This is a genomic window from Sphingomonas sp. 1F27F7B (genome assembly GCF_005503355.1).
GTDB lineage: Bacteria > Pseudomonadota > Alphaproteobacteria > Sphingomonadales > Sphingomonadaceae > Sphingomonas.
Map to the genome: position 1 here is coordinate 149,479 of NZ_SCMK01000011.1, position 12,227 is coordinate 161,705.

The following is a 12,227-nucleotide window of genomic DNA, read 5'->3' on the forward strand; positions in this document are numbered from 1 at the left end:
ACCGGGAGACCTTCGATGCAATATTCCAGCAAGACCCCGCTTCTGGCGGCAATCGTCTTCGGGGCACTCGCATGCGCTTCCGCCCAGGCCCAGACCACGGCGAACAATGACGGCGAGACCGCCCTGCACGGCACCGGCGCGACCTCGATCCAGGGCGTCCTCGTGCAGGAGCTCAACTGCAACGGCGGCTATTCGATCCTCGGCCTGCTCGGCGGCGGCGGCATTGCGATCCCCGAGCCGACCAACCTGTACACCGGCATCAACTGCGCCACGACGGACCTGTGGCCCGGCTTTCTCGGCCGCTACCTCAGTTCGGGCTCGGGCACCGGCCGCGACGCCTGGGTCGCACCGGGTTCGCTCACCTCGGTTCCCGCCTTCGTGATCGGCACGGCCAATCCGAACTCCTTCGGCACCTGGAACAAGGTCCAGTTCGCCTTCACCGACTCCTCGGTCACGGATGGGGACCTCACGCGCTACAACGGCGGCGCTGCGCAGACCAGTGGCGGCGCGCCGATCATGTTCCCGAAGTTCGTGCTTCCGATCGCGATCGCCTATAGCCCGACCTATGGCCGCAAGACGGTTGGCGGCGTCAACACCGACTATGCCTTCAACCTTTCGAACCCGCAGAGCATCCTCGGCACGGCCGCGGGCGGCCTGCGCATGAGCCAGTCGACGCTCTGCGGCGTCTTCAACGGCACCATCGTCAACTTCAACAATGCCGCCTTCACTGCCGACAATGGCGGCACCAGCCTGCGCGATTCGGGCGACGCCGTGGCCCGCTGGAATGCCGATGGCGTTCCGGTCCGCCTCGTCGGTCGCCTCGACCGCTCGGGCACGACCGACATCTTCACCCGCGCGCTCGCCGCGCAGTGCGGTTCGGTCGCCAGCGGCAACAAATACGCCATCAACGCCGAGACGCTCCCCTACAACCGCAAAGTGACCGCCACGATCCGTCCGGTGTTCGACAGCGTCCGCTCCGACACGGGCCTGCAGACCGCCAGCTCGCAGCCTGAGGCCGGCAACACTTCGCCGAACGACACCGGCGTCCCCGGTTCGCCGAACTTCTCGGGCGCCACGGTGGTCGGTGCCGAATATTGGAGCGGCAGCGCGATCGTCACTCCGGCAGCCAATGCCGGCAAGGTAAGCTCGCAGCCCTCCGCTTCGGTCTCGAACGGCACCGGCCTGTTCCTTGTTGCGTCCGGAGATCACAACGTCGCCAGCGCGATCAAGTTCGCGCCCGACTATGTCTCGCCTTCGGACACGACCGTGAAGCTCAACGGCAAGATCGGCTATATCAGTGCCGCCTTCATCGACGGCTCGCCAAGCGCGCCCGGCGGTCTGCACGCCGCGGCGCTGAAGAACGCCACGACCAGCCTGTGGCACATGCCGAGCGCGGCGAACGCCACGACTGCCTTCGGCACGATCCTGCCGCCGCAGTCGGCCAGCGACGGTTTCTTCAACGACACCGCCACCGACACCCGCCAGGTCCGCATCCCCACCTATCACGGCGGCACCGCGGGCGTGAAGGGCAATGCCAAGCGCAGCAACCCGCTCGCCTGGTATGACGTGATCTATGCCGGCACCGGGCTTCAGGATCCCGCCGCCGGCTATCCGATCACCGGCACGACCCAGTTCCTGGGCTATACCTGCTACGCCACCGACGCCGGCGGCTCGAACGCCACTGCGATGATCAACTTCCTCAGCTTCAATACCGACTATGTGAACACCTTCGACAGCACCGGCACCAACCGCACGGGCATCTTCACTCGCGTCGGCGCCGCGTTCGCCAATTCGGGCCTGCTGGTCCGCTCGAACATCGGCGGCCTTCCCCAGGCGTGGAAGCACGCGGTGCGCGAGACCTTCCTGACGGACTCGGCCGAAACCTCGGCAACGCGGCTCGGCGACAGCAAGCTGTTCATGGGCACCTCGTGGTGGAACAGCACCTGCACGGGCAAGGCAGGCATCTAGGCACCGGACGTGCGACGAGAATGGCCCCGGGGAAATCCGGGGCCGCTTCCCGTGGCTCGAAGACCCGCGCTACCGCTCGATCGTGTAGCCGAGCCGCTCGATCGCCGGCATGAGGATGGGGATCACCGGTTCGAGATGCTTCAGATAATTGCGATAGCGGAAGCGTGATCGCGTGTAGAGCTTCTCGGTCACCTGGGCATAGCTGGCCGTGCGGGCGTGGCGCGCATTCTCGTGAAAGGCGAGCACCGCCGGATCAAACGGCTCGCCGATGAAGTGGAGCATCGCGCGCACTTCGCGCTCCTGATCGGTGACCAGATCCTCATAGCGGACCGCGTGATAATTGAGCGGCATCGCAGTCCGGTAATGCGCGATCAGATCGGCGATCAGGGCGTAGTGAGTGGCGGCGCTATCGAGGGCACTGGCGCAATAATAGCCATGAGTGAGGCCGTTCGAGAAAACCGAGAGCACCACGTCGAGCGGATGGCGAACGAGATGGATGATCGGGGACTTGGGGAACAACAGGCCGATCAGACCGAGATGGGTCTCGTTGAGCGGCATCTTGTCGGTGAACCATCGCTTGCCGGGCGCGACGGCGCCCATCTCGCGTGCCTCGTTGAGATAGAGATCGCGTAGCGTCTCGACATGGCCGCGGCGATCGCCCAGCCAGAGTTCGCTCAGCGCGATCGGATAGGCGCCGGGGCTGCCCAGCAGGAGTTGGGCGCGCTGCACGATCGAATGCACGATCGGCAGTTCGTCGCCTGCGGAGATCTCCGGATGGGAACTGAGCGTCTGCTCGACGAGCGTGGTGCCCGAGCGCGGGAATCCGACGATGAAGATGGGCTGGGGGCTCGCGTCGCGGATCGCGGCGCGCGGCAGGAGTTTCGTGCGCCCTTCGGTGAAGAAATCCTCGAGCGCCCGGACCAGCCGGCGTGCCTCCTCGGCCATGTAGCACCCACCCCCGTCGCGGACCCGCGCCTTATAGGCATCGAAGCATGCGAACGCCTCGTCATACCGGCCCAGCGAGTCGAGTATCTGCCCCTTGGCCAGCAGCATGCCGCTCCCCTCGCCCTCCGCGCTCGACGTGTCGATTGCCTCGAGTGCGCGCTCGGGCTCCTTCACGCGGCGATGGAGGCCTGCACGCATCACCGCCACGCGCATATCGGCGCCGGGCATCGCAGCCGCGCGGTCCAGCAGCGCGAAGGCGGCGGGGAAATCGCGGGCGGACTCCTCCAGCGTGGCCCAGTCGAGCAGCATCTGGAGACTCAGGCTGTCTTCGGCGGAGAGGCGCTCATAGATCGCCCGTGCCGCGGCGAACTTGCCCTGTTCCCGCAACGCGCCGGCGCGCGCCGCCCGGAGATCGGGGGCATTCCGCTTGCGGGGATCGGCGAGTTGCTCGGCAAGCTGGAGATGCATTTCGGCGGCCTGCGCCTTGCCGCTCGCCAGGAAGATGCGGCCCATTGTGAAATGCGCAACGGATTCCTCCGGCGCCAACCGCACCAGCATGCGCCCATGCAGGTGCGCGTTCGGCAGATCGTTCCGCTCCAGGAAGTAGCTTGCTGCCACCGACCTGATGGTTGCATCATTGGGATCGAGCAGGGCCAGCCGGCTGACGACGGAAGCAGCAGCCTGCCATTGCCCGGCCTCGCGCAGCAGGTTGAAGAACGCCCCCAGCGCGTCCCGCTGGCCCGGCGAAATCTCCAGCACCTCGATCGCCAGGCGCCGGGTCGTCTCCAGGTCGCCCGCATGATAGGCGCGGGTCAGCCCGGCCAGCGCTTCCGCATGCCGCTCCGGCGGGACGTGCTCGACCCGGCCGAGATCCAGCTCGCAGCATTTGTCCCGGCCGAGTCCGGACTGGCACGCGCAAGCCAAACCCTGGCCGGCATCCTGCTTCTCGATCAGATCGAGCAAAGGGCAAACTCCCTTGGAACGAGGGCCCGGCGACCGGCCGGGCCCTCACAATTGTCAGGCAACGACGCGGAGCGCCGGCGTCGGGCTGGTCCAGGACGGCGCGATCATGACAAGCTCGATTTCGAGCATGGCCGGGGCACCCCGCCCGAGCTTGAGCGTCGCATCACCGTCAGTCCAGCGCCAGGAGAACTGCTCGCTCTGCTCAAGCGCATGAAAGCCGGAAGCAAGGGCATCCGAATCAAGGCCGATCGCCTCGCCGTCCAGCCGCAGCTGCGACACCGCCACACCGAGCTGCCGGTAATCGGCAAGGCCCGGAACGAGCTGCGACAGCACGCTACGGTTGGAGCTGAGCAATATCTCGCTCGCCGCAGGCAGCGCGAACCAGTGGCGGTCGCCCGCAACATGGAGCGGCGCCAGTTCGACCCCATCGGCGAACACCGCGAGGCCGGCATCCTCGGTCCGCACCCAGCCTAGTTCCTCGGCCCGCGCATGGAGGCGCTGCTGGATCTCGACGAGCTGCGGGCCTGCCGCGACGAGCGGTGCGCAGGCATCGTCCCAGCTCTTCGGATCGAGCCGGCCGTGCAGCGCCACGGCCTCGCCCGAATTGACGAAGCTGGCACGGTTGCCGTCATCCAGATAGCTTTCGCAGGGCAGGCCCGCGGCGACCAGAAGATCATGCGTGTCGAGCTCGACGTGGAAGTAACGGATCGTCTCCACCGCTTCCTGGACGATCGTCGCGCCATTGATCAGATGCCCGGCGGGCACCAGCACCCCATCGATATGGATGGCATGGCCGGGCGAGACACGCACATCCTGCTCGGGCACGTTCGGTGCGAAGGCATGCGCCTTGACACGAACCGGATTGACCTCACCCGGATGCACATGGCGTGCGGGGTGCGTGCTCGTCCAGCCGACCCATTTGATCGGCCGTTGCTCGCCCCCGGCGGTCAGGATCATGTCCCCGGCGGCCAGATCCTCGACCAGGCGCGGGCCCGACGGCGTGAGCAGCGGCGTGCCTTCGGCGAAACAGGGCAGATAGGCGGCCACGTCATAACCGAAAGTCACAGGGAAGGTGACGCCGCCCGTCCCGAAACCATCTTCTGAAAAGATCGCGCCGCCATAGGTGGCGTCGATGGCACCGATATTGAAATAATGCAGGTCCTGATAGACCATTCGATACAACAACAGGCCGTTCTGCGAGAATCCCATGATGATATATTGCTGATACGGCCCGGTTATATCGGAAACACCCCCTGGATTGGCGATGTTGGAGAATGTTATTATCCCGAATATGGGCGGAACGTAGCTACTTCCAGAGCCACTTCCCGGACGATATGTATAGTCTATGACATCTACTCTACCTACTCGCGTATCTGTATTTGCCACAAAGCCGGATGCTACCAGCTTGTTTCCAGATATGCTCAACTCATCTGGAGTCGAAGGAGCGAGAGCCTTTACAGTTCCGAAATCGACTCCATTCAGCTGAATCAACTTATCGTTGAACGGATTGCTGGGATCGCCTGCCATTTCAAATCTCCGGTGAAATAGGAAAACTGGGATTCACGTCATTGCGGTTGATGGCCTCCGCTCGGCGCGCAGTCCGGGTCATCGCCCGCGTTGCGATCCTCGCAGCGGCCGTCGCGTGCCGGGCCCAGCACGTCGACGGTGATGATCGAACGGCGATCGGCCGGCGGTTGCGCGCTCCGCGTCGCGTCGCGCAGTTGCGCCTGAACTTCGCTGGCGCCATTCGGTGTCACGTTCACATTGGCGACGCCCTGGCTCGGCACGCCGGTGATGTCCCCCGCAGCCTTGAAATTGTCCGCGTTCGCCACCCGTGCGGCCGCGACCACGACATTGCCCGACGCACGCACGCCCGCGTCGCCGGCATCGACTTCGCCCACCGGCGCGATCAGGATCACGTCCGATGCCGGATCCTCCGGCGCCCGCTTGAAGGTGCCGATGCCTGCGCCCGAGACGCTGCCGACGCTGTTGATGTCCGCCAGCCCCTCTTCGTCGAAACGGACCGTGACCGGCGGGAAGTTCGAAGCGCTCTTCGGTCCCTGGCCGGCGTTGAGATCCCCGTTCGACGACCACATGACGATGGCGCCGCCCTGCTGCGTGAACACGCGGCTCTGGTTGAGGATGAAGTCCCCATCGGTGAACGACCGGATCTCGCCGCCACGCAGCGTCAGCAACCCCTCATAGCCGAGCGGGACGGAGAGGAAGTCGTTGCCGATGATGGCATTGACGTTGCCCTGTTCCAGATTGGACGGCACCCCGACTCCCGCCACCTGGAAAGCCGTCGCGCGGCGCGCCGGCTGGTCCGCGGTGCGCACCACGGAACCGGCAATGACGTCGCCGCCCGGCCCGAGGATGGTGACATTGCCACCGCGCCCGGTCTGGATGGTGGCAAGCCGCAGATCGACATTGCCGGTAATGATCCGCTCTGCCTTTTGCGGCTGCCCATTGACGATGTTGCGCACCGGCTCGCCAAGCGGGTGGTCCGCGGAGATCGTCGACGGATCGAGCGTATAGGGCGCGAGGTTGTCGGTATAGCCGAGGCTCGCCGGGAAGAGCGTCTGGATCGCGCGATAGCCGCGGACATATTGCTGGAACGAGGGGCCGTGCTTGTTGCCGACCGCGGCGATCTCGTTGAAATAGAGCCGGTTGATCAGGAAATCCTGCTGGCGCAGCGGATCGACCTTGGCAAAGGCCTGATAGAGCGCCTCGGCTTGGCCATAGGCCGCCTGGCTCAGCGCGGTCTTGTCGGCGAAGCTCCGGCCGCCGAAGATGGCGGCAAATGCCTCCGGCGCGTTGTCGCGCAGCCATTCGGCAAGCAGGGGAGCATAGATCTGCCTGCTGTGATCGGGCCGCTGGTTGCCGAAGGTGTCGGTGACCTGCTCGAACAGATCGCCGTCGAGCTTCGCGAAGTTCGCCGGGTTGAGATAGATCTCGCGCAGCGCCGTATAGTCTGCGCCGGCCGCCATGCCGAAGCGGACCTGGAGATCCGCGCCCGTATCGGCCAGCCAGGGATTATAGTCGTTGCCGATCGTCCTGATGCCGCCGCCGAAACTCGCCGACTGGTGATTGGTCGGCGATGTCATGTTGGCGGAAGTGACAAAGGGTCCGATATCGCCGCCCGCCTCGACGATGAAGCTGCCGGGCCCGCCGAGAATGAAATCGTTCGACCTGACATAGGGGAGGAAGCTCGGGGTAGAGGCAATGGTGCCGGTGATGTCCCCGCCCGCTCGGATGCGGGTCACGTCGAACGCAGTCAGGTTCTGTCCGTTGAAGAACATGTCGACGATATTGCCGCCCGCCGTGATCCGCGCCTGCTTGGGCAGGAAGATCGCCGAGTTGACGATGTCGCCGCTGCTGTAGATCCGCACCGGCTCGGCATCGCTCGCATGCGTGATGCGCTGATTATGTTGCCTGCGGAGATCCGCATCGGTGGTGTTCGAGACGACTGCGGGGATTGCGAAGGGGTTGGGGTTGACCGTGATGAAGGCACCCGCCGTGAACCCCGGATCCGCGTCGCTCATCGCGATCGACAGGTTCTTGATGCTGCCGTCGCTGAACAGGCGCAGCTGGCCGAACGCCGACGGATAGAGCAATTGCGGCGTCAATGCGGGCAACACCACGCTGCCGGCGAGCGACGTCAGCGCGACGGTCGGCGGCAGAACCTGGACGGTGTTTGCCAGCCCATAGTCCGCGCCCAGGGACTGCACGATGAATTGCGGCAGGAGCTCGATCTTCTCATTGGCCGAGATTCCGATCGCGGCAGCCGGGCTGAAGAAGCCGATCGCGCCGGGCGTCTGGATCGCGCTGCTCACGCCGAGCGCAGATACGCTGGCCAGCTTCACTGCCCCCTTTGCCGACACGTCCACCACCGCATCGGCAAGGCGAACCCGTGCATATTGCTGGGGCACCACGCGATCCACGAGGAGATTCGCAGTGTACGGCTCCAGGCCAAAGGCACCGATGTCGCGCTCGGCATGGATGCGCCCCGCACCCGAAGCGACATCGAACCGGCCGGCCAGCACGTCGCGTCCGGCATCGATCGCCAGATTGCCGTTGCCGAAGCTCAGCATCACCGGTCCGGCATTGCCGGAGGTGGTCGACACGCCGTTGGTCAGCGCCACCGTCAGCTCGACGACGTCGCGACCGGCGTCGATCGTCACGTCGCCCCCGGCAAGCGCTCCGACGCCCGAGGTGAAATAGCGCGGCGAAAGGGCAAATTCGGTATCGACTCCGATCTCGCCGGAGACGACCCGCCAGCGCTGGCTGCTCTGGCCGATCGTGGGATCGAGGCTCGTCCCATTGGCAAGGCCGAGGACCCGCTCGCTCCACACGTCACGCGTGCCGAGCACGTCCCTCCCGGCCGTGATGCCGATGTCGCCGCCGTGATATGCCAGCACCGGCGGCGTTTCGGACAGCGCCATGGGCGAAGGAATGAAGTTGAGCCGCTCGAGCGCCGGATTTAGATAGGGGCTGTCGGACCGGACGGTCACCAGACCGCCTCCGGCGATGCGGGCCGTGACATCGACCGGCGCCACGCGCACGCCCGCCGTGTAGATCGCCGCCGCCGAAAAATCGAACGACGCGTTGACGCTGCTGCCATAGTCGGGCGTCGTCGTCGACGTCCCGTCCGCTCGGCGATAGGTGACTGCGTTGCGATCGTTAAGATTGGCCGCGCCGCGCAGATCGACGTCACGCGCCGCCGCAACGTCGATAGCACCGTCGCCGGTCCGCACATAGGAGCGGACCCAGGCCTGGTTGGGCGCAGTCGGGCTGTTCTGCTGGCCGGCGGTGCCGTAGCGGATGATCGCTGGCGTGCGGTTCGCCGTATAGCCGGTCCGCCCGCTGATCAGCCCGGCCATATAGGTCGCCTCGAAGCTCTTGAGGAAGCCGAGGATCTCCGAAAGCGGCGCCGTGATCCCGGTCGGCTGGTTCGCCGGTCCGATGAAGCCGTATCCCTTGCCCGCGAAATAACGTTGCGCCGCCGCCCGCGCATCGGCGCCGAGCCCCGTGGAAGTGCCCCAGTTGAGCTGGGTATAGGCATCGTCGCGGAGCTGGTTGAGATTGCCGGTCGTGCTGGCCTGGCCCAGCGTGTCGCCGATATCGAAGTTGACCGTATTCGTGCCGGCGGACCTGAGGAGCTGGAACTGGAGCGGGCCGTTGAAGCCGACGGTGCCGCTCGCCGTGATGCGATAGCTATATTGGCCCGCCACGACCATGTCGGCGTCGAGCGCGCGATCGACCACGAGCGGATTGACCGACAGCGTGGCCCCCGCTCCGGCGACCAGACGCAGATCCGACGAATGCATCGCGGTATTGCCGTCGAGCAGCGGGAAGAGCTCGGCAAAGCCCAGCGAATCCCCCGCTTCGCCGCCTCCCGCCGCGCCGTTGCCGGCGAGCGCCAACGGCGAGTTGACATAGGCGGCACCCGATTTGAGAGCGCCCTGCGCGGCTTGCGTGCCGAGTCCGATGACGAGCGTGCCCGCGGCACCCGGGTTGTTGGCCACGCCCGAGGCATAGCTCGGGATGCTTCCGCAGGATCCGGATGCGCCGCCGCACGAGAATTGGATCGCCGGCGAATAGCTCCGGTCGCCGCCGCCGAGCTGCCAGTTGATATAGCCGGTGTTCGACTTGTCGCGGAACGTGAAGAAGCCGTCGCTGATGCTGCGGTTGATCGTCAGGCTGCCGCCCGCGCGCATCGTCACCACCGGCGCCTCGCCCCGCGCCGATCCGCCGGTGCGATAGAGGAAGGTGGCGAAACGGTCGAGCAGCGCGCCTTCCCTGCCCGGCACCACGCGATACTGGGTCTGCCCGCCGGTGCTTAGCTCGGGAATGACCTCGATCACGCCCGCCGCCACCGCCGCCTGAAGCTGCGCGGGCGAGAAGGTCGCCGCGCCGAGATTCCACTGGGTCACGGTGCGGATGCTGCCGCCCGCAGCGAGTTCCACGCCCGGCCGCAGCCGCATCCCGTCAAGGCTGCTCCCATCCAGCGTCGTGACGCCGAAGCCCTGGATGAACCGCACCAGCGAGGAACCGCCATCGGCAAGCGCGAAATTCTCGGTGAACGGATTGAACTTCCCGCCGGATGCGCTGCTCGCGGCCAGGTCGAGCAGCAACGTGCCGTCCGCCGCTCGGCTGATCCCCGAATAGAGCCCGCTGTTCGCCAGCGCATCGAGATCGTAGCGCTTGAACGCCTCGAGCTGGATCTCGCTCGCGCCCAGCACCGATCCGTGCAGGCTGACCGCGACCTTGTCCTCGCCGGCGCCGAGCACCGGCGCGCGGAAGCGCACGGTCCCGCCGCTGTCCGCCGCCGCATAGCGATAGACGGTGATCGGATTGCCGGTCGCCACGTCGGTGATCACCTGCGGCACCAAGCGCGCGCCGGCCTCGCCGGCCGCCCGAGCGGCCTGCGTCCGGCGGGCACCGACATCCATGACCGCGCCATTGGCGATGGTGATCGCCGCGTCCGGGGAGGCGATGCCGATCGTCACATCGCCGGCCGAGGCAACCCGGCTGTCGGTATCGGCATAGCCGCTGGTATGCGTGTCGAGCTTCGCCGTGGCGGCGAGCGTCACTCCGGTGCGTCCCCAGAGCGCGATGTCGCCGCCGTCGACCGCGGCGTTGCGCGCCGCGTCCGCGGTCATCCCGGCGATGCTCATGCCCGACGTGTCGATCGTTCCGCCGATCGCAATCGCCCCGCCATCCGCAGTGAGGCTGACGCTCTTTGCCTTCAGCACCTGCCCTGCCGCCAGCGCCAGGTCGCCCGCACCGCTGCGCACCGCGACGTCGCCGCCGAACAGGCGCCCATAACGCGTGACGAAGCCGCCCAGGTCGAACCCCGATTGGCCGGAATCGAATGCGATCGAGCTCTGGCGGCTGCCCTGCACGCCCGGATTCAGCATCGCGTCCAGTGTGATCGCGCCATTACCGGCGAGCAGGTTGAGCGTTCCCGCCGTGCCCGTGCCGCTGTCGACGATCAGCTTGCTCGCCGCATCGGCACGCAGGTTACCCGTCTTCGACAGGAGATTGATCGTGCCCCCGCCGGCCGAGATCGTAACTGCATCGACACTGTCGCCGAAGGTCTTCTCATATCCCGGTGTCGACAGCGTCGCGCCGGACAAGGTGATGTCACCGCGCGACTCCATGTCGATGATGCCGGCCGTTGCGCGGATCAGGCTGCCGACGATCGTCGCCGAGAGCACCGGCGCGTCCTTCGTACCGATGCTGATGCTCGCGCCCGGCGCGGCATTGCCGGTCGGGGACTGAGCCGCGGCGCCCGCCGGAGCGGACAGGGTGAAGCCGGCATTGGTCAGGAAGCCATAGTCCGGCCGCACCTTCTGCGCGCGCGGATCGGCGGCCGCGGCGCGATCGGCGAGGAACGGCGCCTGAAGCGTCAGCGCGGCATTGCCGGTCGAGAAGGAGCCCTTGCCCTCGACATAGATGCCGTCGCGCGCGGCGAGCGTCACGCCGGCGGTGATGCCCGTGGCTCGCACTGCGTTCGCGCCCAGGCTGAGCGTCGTCGCATTGATGTTCAGGTTCGCCGCCTGTCCGCACAGGCCCGCGGTCGCGCACCCGTCCGCCGCGCCCGTCGCATTGAGCAGGCGAACGGCGCCCGCATCGATGGTGACGTCGCCGCCCGCGGCACCGCCGGGAGTCGCCGCCAGGGTCGCCGTGTCGAGTACCAGGTCGTTGAAGCGATGCGCGCCCTGCGAGAAGCGGATCACGCCCGGCGAACGTACCGTCAGCTGCTGCGCCGCGGCGAGCTTGACTTCGAGCCCGGCGCCGATGACGCCAGCCTGTCCGGCCATATCGGCGCTCGCGTTGAACTGGATCGCACCGCCGCCGATCGCGATCTTCTGGGCGGAGAGCGCCGCGGCGTCCGCGACTGCGAAGTTCCCGCTCGTGTCCAGCGCGAGCGCGGCACCGCCAAGGTTCGCTGCGCCGATCCGCAGCGTCGAGGCACCGGTGCCGGTACGGGAAACCAGCCGCTCGACGCCATTGGCGAGCCGCACCAGCGATCCCGCCGTCGAAGCGGTATAATCGGTCGCCGGCTGCGTTCCGAGCGCGCCGCTCGCCTTGAGCGTCACGCCGTCCTCGATCGCAAGCGTGGAGCCGACCCCACCCACCGCGAGGAGCAGTTCCGGCACGTCCAGCGTGACGCCGCTGCGGATCACGAGCGAGGCGGCGCTGGCGTTGATCGCCGTGGTGCCGTCGGCATTGTCGGCACGCTGGCCGCCGATCAACAGGCTGGTGGCGCCGAGCCGCCCCAGCGTAGCAGCGCTTACGGTGAGCACGCCAGCGGCCTGCTGGCTGTCATCCGCGGCGACGATGAC

General features: G+C 66.8%; 4 protein-coding genes. 1 reads left to right on the forward strand and 3 read right to left on the reverse strand.

Going from position 1 to position 12,227, the window contains the following annotated elements; genetic code table 11:
* The first annotated feature begins 15 nt into the window (after positions 1-15).
* Positions 16-1,968: a type 2 periplasmic-binding domain-containing protein gene (locus tag FFS08_RS12350; protein ID WP_137861290.1), complete on the forward strand. Its 1,953-nt coding sequence runs from the start codon at positions 16-18 to the stop codon at positions 1,966-1,968.
* 69 nt (positions 1,969-2,037) lie between these two features.
* On the opposite strand, the gene FFS08_RS12355 is transcribed toward FFS08_RS12350, so the two are convergent.
* From FFS08_RS12355 to FFS08_RS12365, 3 genes are all read right to left on the reverse strand, one after another.
* Positions 2,038-3,876: a tetratricopeptide repeat-containing sulfotransferase family protein gene (locus FFS08_RS12355; RefSeq protein ID WP_137861291.1), complete on the reverse strand. Its 1,839-nt coding sequence runs from the start codon at positions 3,874-3,876 to the stop codon at positions 2,038-2,040.
* A gap of 54 nt (positions 3,877-3,930) precedes the next feature.
* Positions 3,931-5,061, reverse strand: a complete 1,131-nt coding sequence (locus FFS08_RS12360) for a Hint domain-containing protein (RefSeq protein ID WP_171015308.1) — start codon at positions 5,059-5,061, stop codon at positions 3,931-3,933.
* A 380-nt stretch (positions 5,062-5,441) separates the two neighbouring features.
* A complete protein-coding gene (locus FFS08_RS12365) occupies positions 5,442-12,188 on the reverse strand; it encodes a filamentous hemagglutinin family protein (protein ID WP_212742008.1) in 6,747 nt (2,248 codons plus the stop codon).
* Positions 12,189-12,227 lie beyond the last annotated feature (39 nt).